20 protein-coding genes and 2 tRNA genes are annotated in these 23,756 nt (G+C 62.7%); 14 read left to right on the top strand and 8 right to left on the bottom strand.

The window, feature by feature from the left end; translation table 11 throughout:
- Positions 1–12 precede the first annotated feature (12 nt).
- Both ACFQ6H_RS22425 and ACFQ6H_RS22420 read right to left on the bottom strand, forming a co-directional pair.
- Complete coding sequence (locus ACFQ6H_RS22425; RefSeq protein ID WP_378648682.1) at positions 13–1,059, bottom strand: NAD(P)-dependent alcohol dehydrogenase; 1,047 nt, start codon at positions 1,057–1,059, stop codon at positions 13–15.
- Between the two features lie 126 nt (positions 1,060–1,185).
- The gene (locus ACFQ6H_RS22420; protein WP_378534549.1) at positions 1,186–2,316 is read right to left on the bottom strand and encodes a PQQ-dependent sugar dehydrogenase; all 1,131 of its coding nucleotides are present in this window, start codon (positions 2,314–2,316) and stop codon (positions 1,186–1,188) included.
- A 90-nt stretch (positions 2,317–2,406) separates the two neighbouring features.
- Here ACFQ6H_RS22420 and ACFQ6H_RS22415 point away from each other — a divergent pair, with 90 nt between their 5' ends.
- On the top strand, positions 2,407–3,234 hold the full coding sequence (locus ACFQ6H_RS22415) for a DoxX family protein (protein WP_378533852.1): 828 nt from the start codon (positions 2,407–2,409) through the stop codon (positions 3,232–3,234).
- A gap of 66 nt (positions 3,235–3,300) precedes the next feature.
- Here ACFQ6H_RS22415 and ACFQ6H_RS22410 read toward each other — a convergent pair whose 3' ends face one another.
- The 3 genes from ACFQ6H_RS22410 to ACFQ6H_RS22400 form a co-directional block, all read right to left on the bottom strand.
- Positions 3,301–4,836 (bottom strand): amino acid permease, encoded by a 1,536-nt coding sequence (locus tag ACFQ6H_RS22410; RefSeq protein WP_378533850.1) that lies wholly within the window; start codon positions 4,834–4,836, stop codon positions 3,301–3,303.
- A gap of 665 nt (positions 4,837–5,501) precedes the next feature.
- Positions 5,502–7,343 (bottom strand): dihydroxy-acid dehydratase, encoded by a 1,842-nt coding sequence (ilvD, locus tag ACFQ6H_RS22405; protein WP_230812822.1) that lies wholly within the window; start codon positions 7,341–7,343, stop codon positions 5,502–5,504.
- Positions 7,344–7,415: 72 nt separating this feature from the next.
- Complete coding sequence (locus ACFQ6H_RS22400; RefSeq protein ID WP_378648714.1) at positions 7,416–7,949, bottom strand: PH domain-containing protein; 534 nt, start codon at positions 7,947–7,949, stop codon at positions 7,416–7,418.
- A gap of 265 nt (positions 7,950–8,214) precedes the next feature.
- Here ACFQ6H_RS22400 and ACFQ6H_RS22395 point away from each other — a divergent pair, with 265 nt between their 5' ends.
- From ACFQ6H_RS22395 to ACFQ6H_RS22350, 10 genes are all read left to right on the top strand, one after another.
- Entirely contained in the window at positions 8,215–10,155 is a 1,941-nt protein-coding gene (locus tag ACFQ6H_RS22395) for an acetolactate synthase large subunit (RefSeq protein ID WP_378450048.1), read from the top strand.
- Positions 10,152–10,655: an acetolactate synthase small subunit gene (ilvN, locus tag ACFQ6H_RS22390; RefSeq protein WP_003944718.1), complete on the top strand. Its 504-nt coding sequence runs from the start codon at positions 10,152–10,154 to the stop codon at positions 10,653–10,655. Before ACFQ6H_RS22395 ends, ilvN begins: the two co-directional genes overlap by 4 nt.
- A 53-nt stretch (positions 10,656–10,708) precedes the next feature.
- Positions 10,709–11,710: a ketol-acid reductoisomerase gene (ilvC, locus tag ACFQ6H_RS22385; RefSeq protein WP_172436500.1), complete on the top strand. Its 1,002-nt coding sequence runs from the start codon at positions 10,709–10,711 to the stop codon at positions 11,708–11,710.
- A 250-nt stretch (positions 11,711–11,960) separates the two neighbouring features.
- Positions 11,961–13,553: a phosphoglycerate dehydrogenase gene (serA, locus tag ACFQ6H_RS22380; RefSeq protein ID WP_378450047.1), complete on the top strand. Its 1,593-nt coding sequence runs from the start codon at positions 11,961–11,963 to the stop codon at positions 13,551–13,553.
- 75 nt (positions 13,554–13,628) lie between these two features.
- Positions 13,629–14,642, top strand: coding sequence for a 3-isopropylmalate dehydrogenase (locus tag ACFQ6H_RS22375; protein ID WP_378648680.1), 1,014 nt, complete (start codon positions 13,629–13,631; stop codon positions 14,640–14,642).
- 84 nt (positions 14,643–14,726) lie between these two features.
- The gene (locus ACFQ6H_RS22370; protein ID WP_230812824.1) at positions 14,727–15,500 is read left to right on the top strand and encodes a fumarylacetoacetate hydrolase family protein; all 774 of its coding nucleotides are present in this window, start codon (positions 14,727–14,729) and stop codon (positions 15,498–15,500) included.
- Between the two features lie 390 nt (positions 15,501–15,890).
- On the top strand, positions 15,891–17,051 hold the full coding sequence (locus ACFQ6H_RS22365; protein ID WP_378648678.1) for an alkane 1-monooxygenase: 1,161 nt from the start codon (positions 15,891–15,893) through the stop codon (positions 17,049–17,051).
- 73 nt (positions 17,052–17,124) lie between these two features.
- The gene (gene gltX / locus ACFQ6H_RS22360; protein ID WP_378648676.1) at positions 17,125–18,600 is read left to right on the top strand and encodes a glutamate--tRNA ligase; all 1,476 of its coding nucleotides are present in this window, start codon (positions 17,125–17,127) and stop codon (positions 18,598–18,600) included.
- 156 nt (positions 18,601–18,756) lie between these two features.
- Positions 18,757–18,828: transfer RNA gene (locus ACFQ6H_RS22355), tRNA-Gln, on the top strand.
- 96 nt (positions 18,829–18,924) lie between these two features.
- Positions 18,925–18,997: transfer RNA gene (locus ACFQ6H_RS22350), tRNA-Glu, on the top strand.
- Positions 18,998–19,131: 134 nt separating this feature from the next.
- On the opposite strand, the gene ACFQ6H_RS22345 is transcribed toward ACFQ6H_RS22350, so the two are convergent.
- From ACFQ6H_RS22345 to ACFQ6H_RS22335, 3 genes are all read right to left on the bottom strand, one after another.
- Positions 19,132–19,329 carry a DUF5302 domain-containing protein gene (locus tag ACFQ6H_RS22345; RefSeq protein WP_007729345.1) on the bottom strand — a complete coding sequence of 66 codons (198 nt, stop codon included), beginning with the start codon at positions 19,327–19,329 and terminating at the stop codon, positions 19,132–19,134.
- 74 nt (positions 19,330–19,403) lie between these two features.
- Positions 19,404–19,916: a pyridoxamine 5'-phosphate oxidase family protein gene (locus ACFQ6H_RS22340; RefSeq protein ID WP_378533843.1), complete on the bottom strand. Its 513-nt coding sequence runs from the start codon at positions 19,914–19,916 to the stop codon at positions 19,404–19,406.
- Between the two features lie 55 nt (positions 19,917–19,971).
- The gene (locus ACFQ6H_RS22335; RefSeq protein WP_007729342.1) at positions 19,972–20,673 is read right to left on the bottom strand and encodes an IclR family transcriptional regulator; all 702 of its coding nucleotides are present in this window, start codon (positions 20,671–20,673) and stop codon (positions 19,972–19,974) included.
- 198 nt (positions 20,674–20,871) lie between these two features.
- Between ACFQ6H_RS22335 and leuC the strand changes: the two genes are divergently transcribed.
- The 3 genes from leuC (at position 20,872) to ACFQ6H_RS22320 (ending at position 23,717) form a co-directional block, all read left to right on the top strand.
- The gene (gene leuC, locus ACFQ6H_RS22330) at positions 20,872–22,293 is read left to right on the top strand and encodes a 3-isopropylmalate dehydratase large subunit (protein ID WP_317555338.1); all 1,422 of its coding nucleotides are present in this window, start codon (positions 20,872–20,874) and stop codon (positions 22,291–22,293) included.
- Between the two features lie 28 nt (positions 22,294–22,321).
- Complete coding sequence (leuD, locus tag ACFQ6H_RS22325) at positions 22,322–22,930, top strand: 3-isopropylmalate dehydratase small subunit (protein ID WP_230812838.1); 609 nt, start codon at positions 22,322–22,324, stop codon at positions 22,928–22,930.
- Between the two features lie 157 nt (positions 22,931–23,087).
- Positions 23,088–23,717 carry an HU family DNA-binding protein gene (locus ACFQ6H_RS22320; protein ID WP_019747938.1) on the top strand — a complete coding sequence of 210 codons (630 nt, stop codon included), beginning with the start codon at positions 23,088–23,090 and terminating at the stop codon, positions 23,715–23,717.
- Positions 23,718–23,756 lie beyond the last annotated feature (39 nt).

Below are 23,756 nucleotides of genomic sequence, written 5' to 3'. Positions count from 1 at the left end.
GATACTGTCGATCTACAGACCGGGGACCACAACCGCGCGGCCGCTGAGCGTTCCGGCGGCCAGTCGTCGATACGCTTCGGCTCCGTTGTCGAGGCTGAAGGTCTCCACCGCTATGTCGAAGATGCCGGCGTGGGCGAGGTCGATCAATTCGATCAATTCGTTGCGGGCACCCCAGTAAGGAACGGTCACCGAAGCCTCGTAAGGACTTTGGAAGAACCCGACCTTGGCATGCGCCTGACCGTCGCCGATCCCGACGATGGTGACGTCGGATCCGACGCCGGCGACAGCCATCGCGGTGTCGATGGTGGGCTGGTAGCCGACGAAGTCGAGAACCAGTGCGGCGCCCTGACTTCCGGTGATCTTGCGGACGTTCTCGGCCGCATCCTTGTCGGAGAGCACCACTTCGTGAGCGCCGACCTTGGTTGCCAGTTCAAGCTTGTCCGCGCTCACGTCGAGTGCGATGACCGTGGCTGCCGAGAGGTGGCGGAGGAGCTGAATGGCGACGTGGCCGAGACCACCGGTGCCGATGACAACCGCGTACGAGCCTCCGCGAAGTTTCGGCAGAGAACGCTTTATCGCGTGATAGGGCGTCAGGCCGGCGTCGGTCAGTGGCACTGTCTTGATCGGGTCGAGGTCGCCGATCGGGACGAGATGGCGAGGTGAGTCGACGATCATGAACTCGGCCAACGCGCCGGGGGCGCCGAGTCCGGGAGGATTGATGCCGAGTTCTTTTGCGCGAGAACAGTAGTTCTCCAGTCCCTGCGAGCAGTGCCAACAGTTGCCGCAGCCCCAAGGCCCGTAGACGACGACGTTGGTTCCGATGTCGAGTCCCTCGACACCCTCGCCGACGGCCGCGACTCGGCCGGCGCCTTCGTGACCGAGAGTAAGCGGAAGGCCGTAGGTGTACTGCTCTTCGGGCAGGCTCATGATGAAGTCGTCCGAGTGGCAGACGCCGGCAGCGGTGACTTCCAGGAGCACTTCACCTGGACCGGGCTCGGGTGTGGGAATCTCCGTGAGTTCGGGTTCTGCGCCGATTCTCGTGTACTGGATTGCCTTCATTCCGACTCCTTTGTCGTGTTTGGCCAATCGGTCCTGGCAACTACGGGGTGTTTAGCCCCGCTAACAAAAGAGTACGCATCTGTGCATGTTCGGTCACGGGATCCGTGACCGAACAGACATGGCGGCTCAGTCGATCCCACCACTGCCGCTGGGCATGGGGATCTTGACCACCTTGTCGTCGTTCGGCCCCGGCTCGCCCGCAGTCTTGTTGATCGTGCTCGCCCACATCAAACCGTCGGATCCGAGTGCCAAACCGCCCAGTTGGCCGTACGTGTCCTTCGCCACTGCCGACGGCGCGGTCGTAACTGCTCCTGTTCCCGGATCGGCAGCCAACGCCGAGATCGCTTTGCCGACCCCCAACGCGACAGCTACCACTCCCTGCGCCGCAATGCACCCTCCGACGCCGGGTCGGTCAGGCCACGTCCAAGCGGGGGACGTCACCGTTCCGTCGGAGCCGACACGTTGGAGGCGATCCTCGAGAGTGGTTCGGTCGGTCACCCACGTCGCGATACCCGGATCCACACACACGCCGCCGCCGTTCCCGATTCCGGACAGAACAACTTCCGGGCGAGGCGGCGCTGCGTTGGGCGTCAACGATCGGACTCGCAACAGTTTCCCCGCCAACGAGCCGGGATCCTGAGCAACCGCAGGGTTTCCGGTATCGCCCGTCAGGACCATGAGCTGGTCCGGGGCCGCGAACTCCAGTGACCCGCCGTTGCCACTCGCGCCGCGTGGAATTCCACCGAGGACTTCCTTTGCGGTGTCGCCCGGCGCGATGCGGACCACCCGGTTGTCGGTACCGGTGGTGACGTAGGCATAAATCAGATTGTCTTCGACAAATGTGGGGGAGAGGGCGATGTCGAGCAGTCCGCCGTCGCCGCTGCCGTCAACGTCGATCTTGGCGACCTCGACGGGCGTCGTGTTGGGCGCCACCTGCATGATTCGGCCGGTCCGACGTTCGGCGACCAACCCCGAGTTCCCGTCCGGGAGTGTGACGAGCCCACCCGTGGTGTCGAGACAGGTTGCGATCACGGCAGTGTCGGCGTCCTGACAGGGGCCGAGAGGGCCGGTACGCGGCGCCGGCGGCGTGGTCGAGGGCGGCGGATTCTCCGGCTGCACTTCGGCGCTGGCCTGGTTGGTCGGCTCGGGTGTGAACGGCGAGGCAGTCGATTCGTCGAAGTCGGCGCAACCTGCGAGCAACGATGTCCCGAGCACCAGAGCCAGTGCGCCCAGCGCTGCATGCCTACCCGTAGTCATGCCCAAGACGTTACGTAACCCACGGCCGATGCCGCCACGCCGGACCAAGGTTCCCCGTCGAGTTCGTGAATCGGTCATAGGCTCACCTACGTGACTGACGAGCGAAAAGATCCCAGCGAGTTGTCGGATGCGGACAAGCCGACGGGCAATGTGTCCAGTCCGTATGATTCGCCCACCGAACAATTTCCGACGGTGAGCGCCAAAAACCCGTTGCCGCGTACCGACGACGATCTTGACTTCGGTTCCACGAACGCCAACTCCCTCACCGAACAGATACCGACGTATCGCGCACCGGGCGCGGATCAACCGACGGTGGCTCTCGAGCGTGAGACGGCGTACGACGCTCCGATCGCCGCTGTCCCCACCGCCGAAGCGGTGGCAGGTACAACGGAGGCTCCGCGGAGTCGAGGCACTCTCGACCTCGGCTTGCTTGCCTTGCGGTTGGCCGTCGGTGGAACTGCGTCGGTGCACGGTCTGCAGAAGTTGACCGGTATCTGGAACGGGCCGGGTCTGGGCGGGTTCGAGGCGATGCTGGCGGATGCCGGGTTCCAGCAGGCGAAGTGGATGGCGATACTCGGCGCCGTCGGTGAGGTCGCGGGTGGCGCGCTCCTGATCCTCGGGTTGCTGACTCCCGTTGCGGCAGCGTCGGTTCTGGCCGTGATGATCAACGCGTGGGCGCTGCGTCAGGCGAGCGCCCCGGGTCTCGAGTACTTCGCCCCGGCCGGTACCGAATACGAGATGCTGCTGGGAATCTGCGCCGGCGTCATCATCTTGACGGGTCCTGGCCGAATCGCACTGGATGGTCGTCGGGGCTGGGCCACCCGCCCGTTTGTCGGGTCGCTCGTGGTCTTGATTCTCGGCATCGCTGCCGGCGTCTGCACTTGGATCTTCCTGAACGGTGCCAATCCGCTCATCTGAAATTCGCACAACCAAAACGAACCGCCGCCTTCCGAAATCGGAAGGCGGCGGTTCGTTTGTGAAGGGTCAGTCCTTGACGAGTACCGGATCGGCATTCGCAGACGGGATGGCCGTCCCGTCCTTGAGCTTGCGACCGAGGACCGACTTGCGGTGTCCGTACGCGAAGTACACGAGCACACCGATGGCCATCCAGACGAGGAAGCGGATCCAGGTCTCGACCGAGAGGTTGAGCATCAGCCAACCGCAGGCGAGCACGGCGACGATCGGAACGAACGGAACCAGTGGGACGCGGAATCCGCGCGGCAGGTCGGGGCGGGTGCGGCGTAGGACGATAACGCCGACGCAGACCAGGACGAACGCGAAGAGCGTGCCGATGTTGACCATTTCTTCGAGCGTGCCCATGGGGAAGAAGGCTGCCAGGACGGCGACGATGCCGCCGACGATCAGCGTGATGCGCAGTGGGATGCCCTTGGCGTTGGTCTTGGCCAGGCTGCGCGGCATGAGGCCGTCACGGGACATGGCGAACAGGACGCGGGTCTGGCCGAGCATCATGACCATGACGACTGTTGTCAGGCCGGCCAGGCCACCGAAGTTGATGGCCGTCTGTGCCCAACCGATTCCGTTTGCCTCGAATGCGGTGGCAAGGGTGGCGCTGGAATCGCCGACCAGCGGGCTGCCGTCCTTGAGTTCGGTGTACTTGACCATGCCGGTGAGGACGAGTGTGACGGCAACGTAGAGCACGGTGACGATGGCGAGCGAGCCGAAGATTCCGCGCGGCAACGACTTCTGCGGGTTCTTGGTTTCCTCGGCCGTGGTCGCAACCACGTCGAATCCGATGAATGCGAAGAACACGAGGCTGGCGGCGGCGAGCAATCCGTATGCGCCGTAGCTGCTTCCACCGGCGCCGGTCAGCCAGGAGAACAATGTCTGGTGGATTCCGCTGGCAGAGCTCTCGGCCCCCTCGGACGGCGGGATGAAGGGGGAGTAGTTCTCCTTTTTGATGTAGAACGCGCCGACGACGATGACGAGCAGTACTACCGCGATCTTGATTGCGGTGATGACTGCGGAGACTCGCGAGGAAACCTTGGTGCCGATCGCGAGGATCAGCGTGATCGCTCCGATGATGAGCAGTGCGCCCCAGTCGAAGCTGATCGATCCGATGTGCGCGGTGGTACTGCCGCTGGCACCGATGACGTTGCCGAGATAGAGCGACCAACCCTTGCCGACGACAGCGGAGGCGAGTGCGAACTCGAGGATGAGGTCCCAGCCGATGATCCAGGCCGCGAACTCACCGAACGTCGCGTAGGAGAACGTGTATGCGCTGCCGGCGACCGGAACAGTGGAGGCGAACTCCGCGTAACACAGTGCGGCAAGGCCACAGGCAATGGCAGCGAGAACGAATGCCAGTGAAATGGAGGGTCCTGCGACATTGCCTGCGGTTCGAGCGGTCAGCGTGAAGATGCCTGCGCCGATGACGACGGCGACTCCGAATACCGTGAGGTCCTTCGCGGTCAATTCCTTCTTGAGCTTTGTCTCAGGCTCGTCGGTGTCCGCGATCGATTGCTCGACGGATTTGGTGCGCCATATGCCGACTCCGGGCATGTATTGCTCCTTGGTTGTTTCCTCGTCGACCTTGTGGGTGACGGGCGGTGGCTGACTGTCGTCGTTGTGATGTGCGTCTCAGCGACCTGATGAGGGAACCACTGGTGAGCGCCGTGTGCAAGTCAGCTCGCTCGAACTGACCGAAATGATCACCTGACTGAAAGTCATCCCCCCTCATGTATCTGAATTGATCAGCTGGTGTCTGGAACCCTACGTCCAAGTGAATTCGCTCACGAGCCGGACGCGCGATTCGGTCTGAAATGTCTGATAGCTCATATCGTTCCGTTGGTGCTCCGCGTGTCGCCCGGCTATTCGGTACCTGCCGGTCGGTCTTGCTCTCGATGAGTTGCATCAACCCAACTGGTTTCACCTCGCCGGAGCAACACCGCGTACCTGGATGCACTCGAGCGTCAATCACGCGTCGTGGCAGAGTGTGTCGGCGACGGGATGATCGGATTGGGTTGTGGTTCAGGCTCATACAACACCGAAGGGGCATGCGTGTTCGGACGCGGTCGATCCCGCGTTCTTCTCCGACAGCGTCAGGCGTGACATGGCGAACTCCGAGGCGAAAAGAACCCGACTCTGTCGCGAGCCGCACGCACACTGACAGAAAAGATCCCCGGCCGAAAAGCGGCCGGGGATCTTTTCTCGATTCTTGGCAGAACTTAGGGAACGTAGCGAACCGCACCCTTGTCGGCGGACGTTGCCAGAGCGGCGTAGGCGCGCAGCGCTGTCGTCACGGTGCGCTGACGATCGACCGGCTGCCACGGGCGCTCCGAGGTCTCCATCTTGGCGCGTCGCTCGGCGAGGACGTCGTCGTCGACAAGGATCTCCAGCGTGCGAGAGGCGACGTCGATGCGAACCTGATCGCCGTTCTGGACGAGTCCGATGACTCCGCCTGCGGCAGCCTCGGGGGAGATGTGGCCGATGGACAGCCCGGAGGTTCCGCCCGAGAAACGACCGTCGGTGATCAGTGCGCATTCCTTACCGAGGCCCGCGCCCTTGAGGAAGGCGGTGGGATGCAGCATTTCCTGCATGCCGGGTCCGCCCTTGGGGCCCTCGTAGCGCACGACGAGAACGTCGCCGGCCTTGATCTTCTTCTGCAGGATGACCGAGACGGCTTCTTCCTGAGACTCGACGACCAGCGCCGGGCCCTGGAAGGAGAACAGTTCCTCGTCGATGCCGGCTGTCTTGAGGATTGCGCCGTCGAGTGCGATGTTGCCGCGCAGGACAACCAAGCCGCCTTCGACGGTGTAGGCGTTCGCGACGTCGCGGATGCAGCCTCCGGCCGCATCCGTGTCGAGGGCAGACCAACGGTTGTCCGTGGAGAACGGTTCGATGGTGCGCACGCCGCCGGGAGCCGCGTGGAAAAGCTCGATTGCTTCGTCGGTTGCCTTGCCGGAGCGGATGTCCCAGTCGTCGAGCCACTGATCGAAGCTCTTGGTGTGCACGGTGGAGACGTCGGTTTCGAGGAGTCCGCCGCGGCGAAGCTCACCGAGCAGTGCGGGGATTCCGCCGGCGCGGTGGACGTCTTCCATGTGATAGTCCGAGTTGGGGGAGACCTTGGACAGGCACGGCACCTTGCGGCTGATCGCGTCGATGGTGTCGAGGTCGAAATCGACCTCGCCTTCCTGCGCCGCAGCCAGCGTGTGCAGGACGGTGTTGGTGGAACCGCCCATGGCGACGTCGAGAGCCATTGCGTTGCGGAACGCTGCCGGGGTCGCGATGTTGCGCGGCAGAACCGACTCGTCGCCGTCGCGGTAGTACTTGAGTGCAGCCTCGACCACCGTGGTGCCCGCACGAGAGAAGAGTGCGTGACGCGCTTTGTGAGTTGCCAGCGTGGAGCCGTTGCCCGGCAATGCGAGACCGAGGGCTTCGGTCAGGCAGTTCATGGAGTTGGCGGTGAACATGCCGGAGCAGGACCCGCACGTCGGGCACGCGCTGCGCTCGACCTCGTCGAGGCCTTCGTCGGACACGGCATCGTTGGCCGAGGCGGAGATCGCGGTGATGAGGTCGGTGGGGGCTTGGGCCACGCCGCCGACGACCACTGCCTTACCGGCCTCCATCGGACCACCGGAGACGAAGACGGTCGGGATGTTCAGACGCATCGCGGCGTTGAGCATGCCGGGAGTGATCTTGTCGCAGTTGGAGATACACACCAGTGCGTCGGCCGTGTGGGCGTTTGCCATGTACTCGACAGAGTCGGCGATGATCTCGCGGCTCGGGAGCGAGTAGAGCATTCCGCCGTGGCCCATTGCGATGCCGTCGTCGACTGCGATGGTGTGGAACTCACGAGCGACGCCGCCGGCTGCACTGATGGCCTCGGCAACGATCTCGCCCACGTTCTTGAGATGCACGTGGCCGGGTACGAACTGGGTGTACGAGTTCGCTACGGCGACGATCGGCTTGCCGAAGTCGGAATCCGTCATTCCTGTGGCGCGCCACAGGGATCGGGCTCCGGCAGCATTACGTCCGATGGTGGTGGTGCGTGACCTCAACGGGGGCATGGGCGTGTTCCTTATGTGATCGTTGCTGGTCCACTCAAATAGAAGCGAGGGCCTTTTAACGCTACTCGCGTGCTAGTGACGCTTCTCTTCGGGCTGGTCCTGACCGTTGTCGGCAATGTCGGACTCGACCTCTGATTCTTCGTCTGATTGTGCCGCTGCTTCTTCCTCTTCGGCTTCCTTGGCGGCGAAGGCTTCTGCGGCCGATGCGTAGGGATCAGTGATGCGGCCGCCGCTGGCGATCGCGATCTCGGGAAGCCTGACGAAGCTGACCGCAGGCAAGGTCACCTCGGTTCCGTCGGTGAGTTCCGCGCGCGCCCAGCTGCGCTTCGGGAAGCGGAAACCCTTGACGTCGTCCCAGGCGAGGGTGCGCTTGGAGAACGTCGAGCGGACCTCGAGACCGTCAGGGCTGACGGTGGTGCGCAGTCGCGCGACGAGATAGACGGCGATGATCGGAAGGATCAGCAACCAGCTGAAGGCGACGGGCCACCCGAAGATCGGGAAGCTGACCGCGAACAGAAGGAACGCGCACGCCATGTAAGCGAGCTGCGAAATGCGGATGACGTGCCGAAGGGGTTTCGGCGTGTGGGATGATTGAGCCGGTGGCACGGGCTGCTGCGAAGTTGACACCTCTACATCTTCGCATTGCAGCCGATGTATCTCAGATTCTGGGACGGTCGACTCACCAAGTTTGCCGTTCGCGACTAGCGCCTCTACTGTCGAGTGCGTGAAACAGAATGAGTTGCTCGTAATCGGCCGGCGCGTCGTCGCCTGAGTCGATTTTTCAACTCACCAGATAACGACGCGCCACCCTCGCTCAGCAGATGCTGACGGGGGTTTTTTGTTGCCCGGAGCCAAATCAGAGGATTTCCCAGTGAGCGCACCAACAGCACGGCCTCAACCAACGCCGCGCAAGTCAGGGACACCGAGCCCGACAACCGCGGCTGCCGCAACCCAGACGGCCAACCGTCGCCAGCTCCCGCCTGAGCGGGTAACCGGCGCGCAGTCTGTGGTTCGAGCCCTCGAAGAGCTCGAGGTCGACACGGTATTCGGCATTCCCGGCGGTGCCGTGCTCCCGGTTTACGACCCACTCTTCGATTCGGTCAAGGTCCGCCACGTGCTCGTGCGCCACGAGCAGGGTGCAGGCCACGCTGCGACCGGTTACGCCCAGGCGACCGGCAAGGTCGGCGTGTGCATGGCTACCTCGGGTCCCGGTGCGACCAACCTGGTCACGCCGCTGGCCGACGCGCAGATGGACTCCGTTCCGATCGTCGCGATCACCGGACAGGTGGCGCGCTCGCTGATCGGTACCGACGGCTTCCAGGAAGCCGACATCTCAGGCATCACGATGCCGGTCACCAAGCACAACTTCCTGATCACCGACGCGATCGACATCCCGCGCATCATGGCCGAGGCGTTCTACCTCGCGGCGAGTGGTCGCCCCGGTGCCGTCCTGGTCGATATCCCGAAGGACATCCTGCAGTCGCAGACCACGTTCTCGTGGCCGCCGGAGATGCGTCTGCCGGGATACCGCCCGGTCACCAAGCCGCACGGCAAGCAGGTACGTGAAGCTGCACGTCTGATCGCCGACGCCAAGTCGCCGGTGCTGTACGTCGGTGGCGGCGTCATCAAGTCCGACTCCTCGCCGGAGCTGCTCGAATTGGCCGAGCTGACCGGAATCCCCGTCGTCACCACACTGATGGCCCGCGGCGCGTTCCCGGACAGCCACGACCTCAACTGCGGTATGCCCGGTATGCACGGCACCGTTGCCGCGGTCGCCGCTCTGCAGCGCAGCGATCTCCTGATCACCCTCGGCGCGCGTTTCGACGACCGCGTCACCGGTCAGCTGAATTCCTTTGCGCCCGATGCCAAGGTCATCCACGCCGACATCGATCCGGCCGAGATCGGCAAGAACCGCTACGCGGACGTCCCGATCGTGGGCGATTGCAAAGAGGTCATCACCGAACTCATCGAGGCGATCCGTGCCGACATGGCCACGGGTACCACGTTCGACCTCACCGTGTGGTGGGCGTACCTGAACGACATCCGTCGTACGTACCCGCTGAGCTACGACCGCCCCACCGACGGTCAGCTGAGCCCGGAGTACGTCATCCAGACCGTCGGCAAGCTCGCCGGACCGGATGCCATCTACTGTGCCGGCGTCGGCCAGCACCAGATGTGGGCCGCGCAGTTCGTCGGTTACGAGAAGCCCCGCACGTGGCTCAACTCGGGTGGACTCGGCACCATGGGCTACGCGGTTCCCGCAGCCATGGGCGCCAAGATGGGCATGCCCGACACCGAGGTGTGGGCGATCGACGGCGACGGCTGCTTCCAGATGACCAATCAGGAACTCGCAACCTGCGCACTCGAAGGTATTCCGATCAAGGTTGCCCTGATCAACAACGGCAACCTCGGCATGGTGCGTCAGTGGCAGACGCTCTTCTACGAAGAGCGCTACTCCAACACCAACCTCGGAACGCACGGCGCCATCCGCATCCCGGACTTCGTCAAGCTCGCAGAAGCATTGGGCTGCCACGGAATTCGTGTCGAGCGCGAAGAAGATGTCGAAGCTGCAATCCGTGAGGCGCAGTCCATCAACGACAAGCCTGTCGTGATCGACTTCATCGTCACCGCCGACGCACAGGTGTGGCCGATGGTCGCTGCCGGAACGAGCAACGACGAAATCATGGCGGCCCGGGGCATCCGGCCGCTGTTCGACGACGACGAGGCAGTTGCCGAGCCCGCCGTCATCCACGAAGCCATGTCGCGCGAGCAAGCCGGACCCGCCGCGGGCACAGGGGAGGATCAGAAGTGAGCACCAGTCACACCCTCAGTGTTCTCGTCGAGGACAAGCCAGGCGTGCTGGCTCGCGTCTCCGCACTTTTCTCCCGCCGCGGATTCAACATCGAATCCCTTGCGGTGGGCGGAACCGAGATCCCCGAGATCTCACGTATGACCATCGTCGTCACGGTCGACGAGTTCCCTCTCGAGCAGGTGACGAAGCAGCTCAACAAGCTGATCAACGTCATCAAGATCGTCGAGCAGGACGGTGAAGCATCCGTCGCTCGCGAGCTCGTGCTCATCAAGGTGCGCGCAGATGCAAGCGTGCGCACGCAGGTCATCGAAACGGTGAACCTGTTCCGCGCCAAGGTGATCGACGTCTCCCCGGAGTCCGTCACCATCGAGGCGACCGGTACTCGGTCCAAGCTGGATGCACTACTGCGGATGCTTGATCCGTACGGTATCCGGGAGATCGTTCAGTCCGGGGTCGTGGCAGTCGGTCGAGGGCCGAAGTCGATCACGGCCACCCGCTAGTACTTTTAGACACGTAAAAATCCAAGGAGAGGTTGAGAACTGTGGCAGTCGAGATGTTCTACGACGACGATGCCGATCTGTCGATCATTCAGGGCCGCAAGGTTGCTGTGATCGGCTACGGAAGCCAGGGCCACGCCCATTCGCTGAGCCTGCGCGACTCGGGCGTCGATGTGCGCATCGGCCTCAAGGAGGGCTCCAAGTCCCGCGAGAAGGCGCAAGAGCAGGGGCTGACGGTCGGTACGCCGGCCGAGGTTTCCGAGTGGGCCGACGTCATCATGGTGCTCGCACCTGACACCGCTCAGGCGAGCATTTTCACCAACGACATCGAGCCGAACCTCAAGGACGGCGACGCGCTGTTCTTCGGTCACGGCCTGAACATTCACTTCGACCTGATCAAGGCTCCGGAGTTCGTCACCGTCGGCATGGTCGCTCCCAAGGGACCCGGCCACCTGGTGCGTCGTCAGTTCGTCGACGGCAAGGGCGTTCCCGCGCTCATCGCCATCGACCAGGATCCCAAGGGTGAAGGCCAGGCTCTCGCTCTGTCCTACGCCAAGGGCATCGGTGGAACGCGCGCAGGCGTCATCAAGACCACGTTCAAGGAAGAGACCGAGACGGACCTCTTCGGCGAGCAGGCCGTGCTGTGCGGCGGCACCGAGGAACTGGTCAAGACCGGTTTCGAGGTCATGGTCGAGGCCGGCTACGCACCCGAGATGGCGTACTTCGAGGTTCTGCACGAGCTCAAGCTCATCGTCGACCTCATGTACGAGGGTGGCATCGCCCGCATGAACTACTCGGTGTCCGACACCGCTGAGTTCGGTGGATACCTCTCCGGCCCGCGCGTCATCGACGCCGACACCAAGGAGCGCATGAAGGCGATCCTGGCCGACATCCAGTCCGGCGAGTTCACCCGTCGTCTGGTTGCCAACGTCGAGAACGGCAACACCGAGCTCGAGGGCCTGCGCAAGGCCAACGCCGAGCACCCCATCGAGGTCACCGGCAAGAAGCTGCGCGACCTGATGAGCTGGGTCGATCGTCCGATCACCGAAACCGCGTAATTCGCAGTTTCACGCTCCACGTCTCCACTGGCCTGATGTCGCGCCGGTTCAATTCCGTTGAACCAGCGCGGCATTGGGCCGGAGTCGTTTTCCGGGTCGGCTGAGTCCGGATTCATATTCCATCGAGAATTTGCCCGCGAAAGTGTCCACTATGTGGTATTGCCTACCGCGTTGTGGATTCGAAGTCAGCGCGCACTAAACTATCGGTGGTTAAACCACCTTCACACCCACCTAATCAGGGAGTTTGCACGTGAGCCAGCCTGGCCGTCCCGTTGTTCTGATCGCCGACAAGCTCGCGCCGTCCACAGTCGAGGCGCTCGGTGACGGTGTGGAGGTGCGTTGGGTCGACGGACCCGACCGCCCGGCGCTGCTCGCCGCGGTACCCGAGGCCGACGCGATTCTCGTCCGTTCCGCCACCACCGTCGACGCCGAGGTTCTGGCTGCCGGCACCAAGCTGAAGATCATCGGCCGCGCCGGTGTCGGCCTGGACAACGTCGAGATCCCCGCAGCCACCGAGCGCGGCGTGATGGTCGTCAACGCACCGACCTCCAACATTCACTCCGCTGCCGAGCACGCTGTCGCGCTCCTCATGTCGACCGCTCGCCAGATTCCCGCAGCAGACAAGACCCTGCGTGAGAACACCTGGAAGCGAAGCAAGTTCAACGGTGTCGAGATCCTCGGCAAGACCGTCGGTGTCGTCGGACTCGGCCGCATCGGCCAGCTCTTCGCGCAGCGTCTCGCTGCGTTCGAGACCACGATCATCGCGTACGACCCCTACCTGCCCGCAGCGCGCGCAGCGCAGCTCGGCATCGAACTGGTCACCATCGACGAGCTCGTTGAGCGCGCCGACTTCATCTCCGTGCACCTGCCCAAGACCAAGGAAACGGCCGGCCTGATCAACGCCGAGCGTCTCGCCAAGGCCAAGGACGGCGTCATCATCGTCAACGCCGCCCGCGGTGGTCTGATCGACGAAGATGCGCTCTACGACGCACTGGTCTCCGGCAAGGTTCGCGGCGCCGGTCTCGACGTGTTCAGCACCGAGCCGTGCACCGATTCCAAGCTCTTCGGTCTCGACAACGTCGTTGTCACCCCGCACCTCGGTGCATCGACGTCCGAGGCCCAGGACCGCGCGGGCATCGACGTCGCGAAGAGTGTTCTCCTCGCTCTGGCAGGCGAATTCGTTCCCGAGGCCGTCAACGTCTCCGGTGGCCCCGTCGGCGAAGAAGTTGCTCCGTGGCTCGAGCTCGTCCGCAAGCTGGGTCTCCTCGCTGCGACGCTGTCGCCCGAGGCAGTTCAGACCGTGCAGGTTGTCGCCACCGGCGAGCTGTCGGCCGAAACCGTCGACATCCTCGGCCTGGCTGCACTGCGCGGCGTGTTCTCCGCCAGCAGCGACGAGGCTGTCACGTTCGTCAACGCTCCGGCACTTGCCGAGCAGCGCGGCGTGACCGTGTCGGTCGAGAAGCACTCAGAGGCTCTTGCACACCGCAGCGCGGTCGAGGTTCGTGCAGTTGCCGCCGACGGCACGGTCACTTCGGTCACGGGCGCACTCACCGGCCTCCAGCAGGTCGAGAAGATCGTCAACATCAACGGACGCAGCTTCGACCTGCGCGCCGAGGGCCACAACATCGTCGTTCACTACAGCGATCGTCCGGGCGTTCTCGGTGTGCTCGGAACGGTTCTCGGTAACGCGGGCGTCGATATTCTCGCCGCAGCGTTGAGCCAGGACGCCGAAGGCGAAGGCGCAACGGTCATCCTGCGCGTCGATCGCGTCGTCGGTGACACCGAGGTCGAGGCAATCGTCTCGCAGCTCGACGCTCGCGTCGCCCAGGTCGACCTTTCCTGATTTGTTTTTGCTGTGCGCCTTTATTAACCGCCTGCGGTTAATAAAGGCGCACAGTTCTACTGAGATGAGGACTCCATGAAGCTTGCGGTCATTCCGGGTGACGGAATCGGCGTCGAGGTCACAGCCGAAGCGCTCAAGGTGCTCGGCAAGTTGGTTCCGGATCTGGAAACCACCGAATACGATCTCGGTGCCCGTCGCTACAACGCCACCGGCGAGTTGCTTCCGGCCGACGAGCTGGACCAGATTCGTCAGCACGACGCAATTCTGTTGGGCGCCATCGGGGATCCGCGGATCGTCGCACCCGGCATCCTCGAGCGTGGACTGCTGCTGAACATGCGTTTCCAGCTCGATCATCACGTGAATCTTCGCCCCGCACAGCTGTATCCGGGTGCTTTGTCGCCGTTGGCGGCTCAGCCGGAGATCGATTTCGTCGTGGTTCGTGAAGGAACCGAGGGTCCGTACACCGGAAACGGTGGAGCGATCCGCGTCGGTACCGATCACGAGATCGCGACCGAGGTGTCGATCAACACCTGGTTCGGTGCCGAGCGCGTGGTGCGTTACGCATTTGCCTTGGCGCAGACCCGGTCCAAGCACCTCACCTTGATTCACAAGACCAACGTGCTCTCCAACGCGGGCGCGATCTGGACGCGTGCAATCGAGACCGTCGGCGCCGAGTTCCCGGACGTCGAAACCGCGTATTGCCACATCGACGCGGCCACGATCTACATGGTCACCGACCCCTCGCGCTTCGACGTGATCGTCACGGACAACCTCTTCGGTGACATCATCACCGACCTCGCCGGCGCGGTGACCGGTGGAATCGGTTTGGCCGCAAGCGGAAACATCGACGCGTCGGGTACCAATCCGTCGATGTTCGAGCCGGTGCACGGTAGTGCTCCCGATATTGCAGGCAAGGGGGTCGCCGACCCCACTGCCGCGATCCTGTCCGCTGCACTGCTCCTTCGTCACCTCGGTCGCGAAGACGACGCCGCTCGGGTCGAGGCAGTAGTTGCCGCGGACCTGGCAACGCGAGGCGAAGGCCCCATCTCCACCACGGAGATCGGTGACCGGATCACCGCAGCACTGTAGGGATTCTTCCAACGAGACTGACGCGCGTAAGCCTTTCGGCTTGCGCGCGTCAGGCGTATCCGGCACCCGGATAGACTTGCGTTCATGCGTCTTGGTCGAATTGCCAGTCCCGATGGTGTTGCGTTCGTCAGTATCGAAGGTGAAGAGGATGCCCTCGTCGCCAAGGAGATCGCGGAGCACCCGTTCGGGAATCCCACATTTACCGGCCGAAGTTGGCCACTTGCCGATGTTCGCCTTCTCGCCCCGATTCTGGCGAGCAAGGTGATCTGCATCGGTAAGAACTACGCCGACCACATTGCCGAGATGGGCGGCGAAGCTCCCGCGGATCCCGTGATCTTCCTCAAGCCCAATACTTCCATCGTCGGTCCGGGTGCCCCGATCGTCTTGCCTCCCACCTCCAATGAGGTGCACTTCGAGGGTGAACTCGCGATAGTCATCGGTCAGCCGTGCAAGGACGTTCCCGCGGCCAAGGCGTTGAGCGTGGTCCTCGGCTACACGATCGCCAACGACGTGTCGGCGCGAGACCATCAGCGTCACGACGGGCAGTGGACGCGTGCGAAGGGGCACGACACGTTCTGCCCACTCGGACCCTGGATCGAAACCAGCCTGGACGCGTCCGACGTGGACATCAAGACCGAGGTGAACGGTCAGGTCAAGCAGGACAGCAGCACGGCTTTCCTCCTCCACGACATTCCGAAGATCATCGAGTGGATCTCGGCGGTGATGACCCTCCTGCCCGGCGACGTCATCCTCACCGGCACACCCGCCGGAGTCGGCCCGATCGTCGACGGCGATTCCGTGTCGGTCACGGTCTCGGGGATCGGCACGCTCACGAACCCGGTGACTGCCAAGAGTTGATCTGACCCGATTCGTTCAGTCACACGAAGACGGAGGCCCCATCCTTACCGGATGGGGCCTCCGTCGTGCTGTGAGCTCCCGAGTTGTCCATCGAGAAAAGTTGCAAGATGGTAACTAAGGGTTGGAGGGTGGACTGGATTGCCGCTCGACTCCAGTCGATCGCACTCCGGGACTGACCTGCAGGTTTCATGAGTCAAGCAAAGCTTCGTGAGCTCTCCCCTGGCATTATGGCCGAAATTTCCGGATTGGAGGCCTTCGTCGCATGGGTTTGCTGCCGCAACCGATATCAGACCAAATTCCCTGAAATGTAACGCTGAGCAGTAGGGTGGGCGATAACTGGATAGAAGCCGATGGGGCAATCGAGTGGATTGCGCAGAAACGTGGTGACAGATGACGACTTTCGCGGAAGCCTCCCGGACGGCGGCTGGGGACGCGCGGAACGGGCAGCGGCCGGTGTGGCGAGACAAGAAGCGCTACCTGTGGCCGTTGGGTTTGCTGGTGCCGCTCAGTCCCTTTGCTGCTTGGTGCCTGGTCGACAAATTCAGCCTGGGGCTCTTCTGGGCTATCGGGGCGTGGCTGATCGTCATCGTCATTCCTCTGATCGATCTCCTGGCCGGCGAGGACGGGAACAGTCCGCCGGACGAAGCGATTCCACATCTGCAGGAGGATCGTTTCTACCGCTGGTGCACATACTTGTTCCTGCCCCTTCAATACGTCGGTCTCGTGTTCGTCGCGTGGTGCTGGGTGAATGCGCCGATGGCTGCGGGGGAGAAGTTCGCTCTCGCGATGACTGCCGGCGTTGTTGCCGGTGTGGGAATCAATGCGGCACATGAACTAGGGCACAAGAGTGAGAAGCTCGAGAAGTGGCTCGCGAAAGTAGCGCTGGCGCAGTCCTTCTACGGCCATTTCTACGTCGAACACAACCATGGTCATCACGTCCGCGTCGCGACGCCGGAGGATCCGGCCAGTTCGCGCTACAAGGAGAACTTCTGGTTCTTCCTGCCACGCAGTGTCATCGGCGGTCTGCGGTCGGGATGGCGGATCGAAAGCGCTCGACTGAAGCGTCAAGGCAGACGGACCTGGAGTTGGCGAAACAACATCCTGAACGCCTGGGCGATGAGCGTTGTTCTGTTCGGCAGCCTGATCGCGGTGTTCGGGTGGGAAATCGCACCGTGGCTGGCCGTTCAGGCGATTGCGGGATTCACGTTCCTCGAGACCGCCAACTATCTCGAGCATTACGGATTGCTTCGCGCAAAGAGGCCTGACGGCTCGTATGTCCGCTGCTCACCAGAGGACAGCTGGAACAGTGACCACGTGGTCAGCAACCTGTTTCTCTATCAGCTTCAACGCCACAGCGACCATCACGCGAATCCGCGTCTGCGGTACCAGAGCCTGCGCAGTGCGGCCGAAGCGCCGCAACTTCCTGCGGGTTACGCGGTCATGATCGTGTGCGCGTGGGTGCCACCGCTGTGGCGAAAGGTCATGGACAAGCGACTACTCGCCTACTACGACGGTGACATGACGAGAATCAACGTCCTACCGGGTAGGTGATCGGGGGGATGGAGGAAGCGCTACCGGACTAACCTGTAGTACGACCATCCACCATCGCCGAGCCAAGTGAGCCATGACCAACAGCGAAGTACGCGTCCGTTTCTGCCCGTCACCCACCGGAACCCCGCACGTAGGTTTGGTGCGCACAGCCTTGTTCAACTGGGCATTCGCACGACACCACGGCGGCACGTTCGTGTTCCGTATCGAAGACACCGATGCGCAGCGCGACAGTGAAGAGTCCTACCAGGCCATCCTCGACGCCCTCCGCTGGTTGGGGCTCAACTGGGACGAGGGCCCGGAGGTCGGCGGGCCGCACGCGCCGTATCGCCAGTCCGAGCGTCGTGACCTGCATCTCGACGTCGTAGCCAAGCTGCTTGCGGCGGGGGAGGCCTACGAGTCGTACTCGACCAACGAAGAAGTGGAAGCGCGGCACAAGGCTGCCGGCCGCGATCCGAAGCTCGGATACGACAATTTCGATCGCGACCTCAGCGAAGATCAGCGCGCCGCCTACATCGCCGAGGGTCGCAAGCCCGTCGTCCGACTCCGGATGCCCGATCACGACCTGACGTGGAACGACCTGGTTCGCGGCGAGACCACGTTCAAAGCAGGCACCGTCCCGGACTTCGCATTGACTCGCAGCAACGGTATTCCGCTGTACACGCTGGTCAACCCTGTCGACGACGCGTTGATGAAGATCACCCACGTACTGCGCGGCGAGGACCTGCTGTCCTCGACTCCGCGTCAGCTCGCGTTGTACGAGGCGTTGATCCGCATCGGTGTTGCCGATTTCACACCGTCGTTCGGGCACCTGCCTTTCGTGATGGGTCAGGGCAACAAGAAGCTTTCCAAGCGCGATCCCGAGTCCAACCTCTTCATTCACCGTGATCGGGGCTTCATCCCCGAGGGACTGCTGAATTATCTGGCTCTGCTCGGGTGGAGCATCGCCGACGATCACGACGTCTTCTCGCTCGACGAGATGGTGGCGGCCTTCGACGTCTCCAAGGTCAACTCCAACCCCGCGCGCTTTGACCAGAAGAAGGCCGACGCGATCAACGCCGAGCACATTCGCTTGCTCGAGCCGGCCGACTTCGCGGCCCGACTGAAGTCGTTCCTGGTGGAGCACGGCCACATCAGTGCCGACGTCGACGAAGCGACGTTCACTGTTGCTGCGGACCTCGTGCAGACGCGCATCGTCGTTCTGTCCGACGCGTGGGATCTGCTGAAGTTCCTGTTCGTCGACGAGGCGTCGTTTGCCCTCGATCCGGCTGCAGCGGCCAAGAACCTGAAGGAAGATGCGGGACCGGTTCTGGACGCATCGCTTGCTGCGCTCGACGCTGTCTCCGAGTGGACGGCGGCAAGCATCGAGGAAGCTCTCAAGAAAGCCCTCATCGAGGATCTGGAGCTCAAGCCGCGTAAGGCCTTCGCCCCGGTGCGAGTGGCGATCACGGGCTCTCACATCAGCCCTCCGCTCTACGAGTCGATGGAATTGCTCGGTCGCGACGTCTCTCTCGCGCGGTTGCGAGCAGGTAGGGCAGCCGTAACCGCCTAGATCGGGCGGTCTTCCGGCCGAAAATGAAGCAAAAACCTCCCGTGACCATACGATTTGGTATTTGGGGCAGGGGTACTGGTAATCTTCTTTTCGGCCGGAGACGAGCCGCCGAGCACAACAGCGAAGCGGATCGGGCAAGGCTGGTGAGCAAGACCTTGGGGTATGGTGTAATTGGCAACACAGCGGTTTCTGGTACCGCCATTCTAGGTTCGAGTCCTGGTACCCCAGCGGAAATCCGGTCGATTTTGTGGCCGGACTCAGACAAGCTAAGCTTGCTGAGCATCCAAGAGCAAGACTGAAATACCACGTTTAAAAGCGTGTCCTGGCCCCGTCGTCTAGCGGCCTAGGACGCCGCCCTCTCAAGGCGGTAGCGCGGGTTCGAATCCCGTCGGGGCTACAAAGAAAAGACCCTCCGATCATTGATCGGAGGGTCTTTTCGTATGTCCGGGAAAACTTCATCGGGTCGCGAAAAGCAATCACCCCCAATCGAATTCGACTGGGGGTGATCGTTATCTCACTCTGTTGTCCGGACTATCCGCTCTTGCGACGGAACTCTCGCTTGTGATCGGCAGGGCCATGCGTGTTGTGGACCTTGGACTGTCCGTCGCGATGGTCGGTCGATTTGGCGTTCTGATGATTCTTCCGTTCGAGGGCCTCACGGAACTTTCGTTTGGTCTCCTCCGATTGGGATTCGGGTTCGGACGGGGTGTTGCTGTCGAGATCGCTCATATGCTCACTCCTTGTTGTTGGGCCTGTTGGTGAAACTACGCCGGCCCGAATTCGAATGCTCGTGATTTATCGGCTCACGAATCTCGCGGCTGCGGCGGCGGTGCGGTAGAGCCGGAAAGAGGCATCGCAGGCATCCCGAGCTTGCGGTGGTCCCACGAACGAGTGCGATCGGGAACGAACCGTACCGCGACGCGTTTGTGGAGCATCGCGTCGACGGCGGGGCGGAGATCGTCGGTGTACGGGCCGGTGTATCGCTCCCAGACGCTGATTCCCACCGCGAAGAGGGCTTCCGGATCCTCGACGATCACTCCGGTGCCTTCCATCGAGACCCCTCGCAGCGTGTCGTACGTCAGGCCGTCTTCGATCAGCACGGACATACGGGCGTCCCGGCGAAGATTGACGGCCTTCTGCGACTTGGCTTTGGTCTCGAACCAGATTTCGCCGTCGACTATCGCGAACCACATCGCGATCAGGTGAGGCATTCCGTCTGCGCTCAACGTCGCCATCGTTGCCGTGCGGCTCTTTTCGACGAAGCTCGAAATTTCGGCCTCGGTCATCGTGATCTGACTACGCTGCTTTCCTGCCATGGTCGCGTCGTACTCCTGCGTGCTCGAGGATCTGAAGACCTTACTGTGTCACGAATTACAGACGCTTGTGGAGCGCTTCGGCAGCTGCGAGAAGGTCGGCCGCCCAGCGCGCTCCCGGTCGCCGACCCATCCGGTCGATGGGGCCGGAGACCGAAATCGCGGCAATGACAGCACCTGCGGAGTCGCGGACCGGAGCCGCGACGCTGGCGACACCCGGCTCACGTTCGGCAGCACTCTGCGCCCAGCCGCGCCGACGCACCTCGAGGAGCACTCGTTCGCCGAACGACGCATCGGCGAGAACGGTCCGTTGGGTTTGTGGATCTGCCCATGCGAGAAGGACCTTGGCGCCGGATCCGGCATTCATCGGCAGCCGAGCCCCGACGAGAACCGTGTCGCGCAAACCTGTCGGCGGCTCCATCGATGCGACGCAGATGCGTTGTGTGCCTTCCCGGCGGTACAGCTGGACGCTTTCGCCGGTGATTTCGCGAAGGCGGGGGAGGATGAGTCCGGCCGCCGCAATGAGTGGATCATTAGCGGTGGCAGCGAGTTCGGCGAGTCCGGGCCCCGGGCACCACTGACCGTCCGAGTCGCGGGTGAGGAGTCGATGGACTTCGAGGCCGACGGCGAGCCTATGGGCGGTTGCGCGCGGCAAACCGGTTCGTGCACAGAGTTCGGTGAGGCTGCACGGTTCCTCAGCTACTGCATGAAGCACGCCCATTGCTTTGTCCAGGACGCCGATGCCGCTATGCTGTCTCATAGGTCGATACCAGTTTCTCGCATAGTGGGATGCTACCGCATTTCCTGGTGAGCTAGCGCATTTCCTGAAGGGCTAGTGCAGTTCTTGAAGGGCTAGTGCAGTTCCCAGGGGCAGCCTGCATCTCTTGTAGAAGCTGGGGACCTACTTCACGCGCGGCGGGCCAGCCCGTAGTCCGCCGACGCGAGGCTACGTACAGAGGTGGAAGACATGGCACAGAAAGCACGCACTCTCGCCGAGAAGGTGTGGGACGACCACGTTGTCGTGAAAGGGGAGGGGCAGGATCCCGACCTCATCTACATCGATCTCCACCTCGTTCACGAAGTGACGAGCCCGCAGGCATTCGACGGACTTCGCTTGGCTGGACGCCCGTTGCGCCGTCCTGACCTGACGATCGCCACCGAGGATCACAACGTCCCGACGATCGACATCGACAAGCCGATTGCCGATCCCGTGTCCAAGACTCAGGTCGACACCTTGCGCCGAAATTGTGAGGAGTTCGGAGTTCGCTTGCACCGCATGGGCGATCTCGATCAGGGCATCGTGCATGTGGTCGGACCGCAGCTGGGCCTGACCCAGCCCGGAACCACCGTGGTGTGCGGCGACAGTCATACGTCGACGCACGGCGCATTCGGTGCGCTCGCAATGGGAATCGGCACCAGCGAGGTCGAGCACGTGATGGCGACGCAGACATTGTCGTTGCGCCCCTTCAAGACCATGGCGATCACGGTCGACGGCGAGTTGCCTCCCGGCGTCACGAGCAAGGACTTGATCCTCGCCGTCATCGCCAAGATCGGCACCGGCGGCGGCCAGGGCTACGTACTGGAGTACCGCGGCGAGGCCATTCGCAAACTGTCGATGGAAGCTCGTATGACCATCTGCAACATGTCGATCGAGGCCGGAGCGCGCGCCGGCATGATCGCACCGGACGAGACCACTTACGAGTTCATCAAGGGTCGTCCGCACGCACCGTCCGGCGCAGAGTGGGACGAAGCGGTCGCCGCGTGGGAGCTGCTCAAGACCGACGAGGGTGCGGAATTCGACAACGAGGTCCACATCGACGCAAGCGCATTGACGCCTTTCGTCACCTGGGGAACCAATCCGGGACAGGGTGCGCCACTCGGTGACCGTGTGCCCGATCCCGAGCTGATCGTCGACGAGAGCGAGCGTCAGGCAGCTGAGAAGGCGCTCACCTACATGGGTCTCGACGCCGGGATGCCGCTTCGGGATGTTGCCGTCGACACCGTGTTCGTCGGTTCGTGCACCAATGGACGGATCGAAGATCTGCGCGCGGTGGCCGAGGTGCTCGAAGGTCGCCATGTGGCAGAGGGTGTTCGGATGCTCATCGTTCCCGGCTCGATGCGGGTGCGTGCTCAAGCCGAAAGTGAAGGTCTCGGTGAAATCTTCACAGCGGCAGGGGCGGAATGGCGCCAGGCCGGTTGTTCGATGTGCTTGGGAATGAACCCTGACCAGCTTGCTCCCGGCGAGCGCTCGGCATCGACGTCCAACCGGAATTTCGAAGGCCGACAGGGTAAAGGCGGTCGGACCCATCTGGTTTCCCCGCTCGTCGCGGCGGCCACGGCGGTCCGCGGAACGCTCTCGGCACCGGCCGATCTGGTCTGACTCACTTACCTTCTCAAGGAGAAATTCGATGGAATCCTTTACCACGCACAAGGGTATCGGCGTCCCGCTGCGACGCTCGAATGTCGATACCGATCAGATCATCCCTGCCGTGTACCTGAAACGGGTGACGCGCACGGGATTCGAGGACGGGCTGTTTGCAGGCTGGCGTGCCGACCCCAACTTCATTCTCAATCTGGCTCCGTACGACAAGGGAAGCGTTCTCGTTGCCGGTCCCGATTTCGGCACAGGCTCTTCGCGTGAGCATGCCGTGTGGGCTCTCTCCGACTTCGGATTTCGGGTTGTGATCGCTTCGCGGTTCGCCGACATCTTCCGTGGGAACGCCGGAAAAGCCGGTCTCGTAGCGGCACAGGTCGAGCAGAGCGACGTCGAATTGCTGTGGAAGTTGCTCGAAGAGCAGCCCGGACTCGAATTGACAGTAGATCTCGAGAATCGGACTGTGAGTGCCGGAACTACGGTGGTGCCGTTCAATATTGACGACTACACACGGTGGCGTCTGCTGGAGGGTCTGGACGACATCGGACTGACATTGCGGCAGGTAGAAGCGATTTCCGAGTTCGAAAAGTCAAGGCCTTCATGGAAACCGACTACCCTTCCGGCTCGAATTTCGCAGGGCTGAACCGAAATCCGCAACTCCGCGCGGGAAGAGAAATAGGTCACCATTTCGCAGTCACGTTGAATGAGAATTGGCGTGGCACATAGACTCTTGCCGTTATCAGGTTTACCGTGGTTCTCAGTCGGTCCGACGGTGGACCACAATTAGCGGAGGAATTTCAATGAACAAGGCAGAGCTCATCGATGTTCTGACTGAAAAGCTGGGTTCGGACAGGCGCACAGCGACCGACGCAGTGGAGCACGTCGTGGACACCATCGTCCGCGCCGTCCACCGTGGCGAGAGCGTGACCATCACCGGCTTCGGAGTCTTCGAGCAGCGTCGTCGTGCAGCACGTGTTGCACGCAACCCGCGTACGGGCGAGACCGTCAAGGTCAAGCCGACGTCGGTTCCGGCTTTCCGTCCGGGTGCGCAGTTCAAGGCTGTTATCGCTGGTGGACAGAAGCTTCCGGCCACCGGCCCGGCAGTCAAGCGTGGCGTAGCAGCACCGGCCACCAAGGCTGCAGCCAAGAAGGCTGCTGCCAAGAAGACCGCAGCCAAGAAGGCTCCGGCCAAGAAGGCTCCGGCCAAGACCGCAGCCAAGAAGACGGTTGCCGCCAAGGCTCCCGCCAAGAAGGCTCCGGCCAAGACCGCAGCCAAGAAGACGGTTGCTACCAAGGCTCCCGCCAAGAAGGCTCCGGCCAAGACTGCAGCCAAGGCTCCGGCCAAGAAGGCTCCGGCAAAGAAGGCTCCGGCCAAGACCGCAGCCAAGAAGGCTCCGGCCAAGAAGGCTCCGGCCAAGCGCGGCAAGTAGTCGCGTTCGGGTGAAAAACCCGATGCCGTAAGACAAAGA

The organism is Rhodococcus sp. NPDC056506 (assembly GCF_042794945.1).
Classification (GTDB): Bacteria; Actinomycetota; Actinomycetes; order Mycobacteriales; family Mycobacteriaceae; genus Rhodococcus_F.
The sequence above is the reverse complement of the archived record's forward strand: the minus strand, read 5'-3'. Positions and strand labels throughout refer to the sequence as shown.

What these genes read in the sequence shown, in the direction of transcription:
- ACFQ6H_RS22425 (WP_378648682.1), bottom strand. Translation starts at nt 1,059, where the DNA reads ATGAAGGCAATCCAGTACACGAGAATCGGCGCAGAACCCGAACTCACG.
- ACFQ6H_RS22420 (WP_378534549.1), bottom strand. Translation starts at nt 2,316, where the DNA reads ATGACTACGGGTAGGCATGCAGCGCTGGGCGCACTGGCTCTGGTGCTC.
- ACFQ6H_RS22410 (WP_378533850.1), bottom strand. Translation starts at nt 4,836, where the DNA reads ATGCCCGGAGTCGGCATATGGCGCACCAAATCCGTCGAGCAATCGATC.
- ilvD (WP_230812822.1), bottom strand. Translation starts at nt 7,343, where the DNA reads ATGCCCCCGTTGAGGTCACGCACCACCACCATCGGACGTAATGCTGCC.
- ilvC (WP_172436500.1), top strand. Translation starts at nt 10,709, where the DNA reads ATGTTCTACGACGACGATGCCGATCTGTCGATCATTCAGGGCCGCAAG.
- ACFQ6H_RS22375 (WP_378648680.1), top strand. Translation starts at nt 13,629, where the DNA reads ATGAAGCTTGCGGTCATTCCGGGTGACGGAATCGGCGTCGAGGTCACA.
- ACFQ6H_RS22370 (WP_230812824.1), top strand. Translation starts at nt 14,727, where the DNA reads ATGCGTCTTGGTCGAATTGCCAGTCCCGATGGTGTTGCGTTCGTCAGT.
- ACFQ6H_RS22365 (WP_378648678.1), top strand. Translation starts at nt 15,891, where the DNA reads ATGACGACTTTCGCGGAAGCCTCCCGGACGGCGGCTGGGGACGCGCGG.
- gltX (WP_378648676.1), top strand. Translation starts at nt 17,125, where the DNA reads ATGACCAACAGCGAAGTACGCGTCCGTTTCTGCCCGTCACCCACCGGA.
- ACFQ6H_RS22345 (WP_007729345.1), bottom strand. Translation starts at nt 19,329, where the DNA reads ATGAGCGATCTCGACAGCAACACCCCGTCCGAACCCGAATCCCAATCG.
- ACFQ6H_RS22340 (WP_378533843.1), bottom strand. Translation starts at nt 19,916, where the DNA reads ATGGCAGGAAAGCAGCGTAGTCAGATCACGATGACCGAGGCCGAAATT.
- ACFQ6H_RS22335 (WP_007729342.1), bottom strand. Translation starts at nt 20,673, where the DNA reads ATGAGACAGCATAGCGGCATCGGCGTCCTGGACAAAGCAATGGGCGTG.
- leuD (WP_230812838.1), top strand. Translation starts at nt 22,322, where the DNA reads ATGGAATCCTTTACCACGCACAAGGGTATCGGCGTCCCGCTGCGACGC.
- ACFQ6H_RS22320 (WP_019747938.1), top strand. Translation starts at nt 23,088, where the DNA reads ATGAACAAGGCAGAGCTCATCGATGTTCTGACTGAAAAGCTGGGTTCG.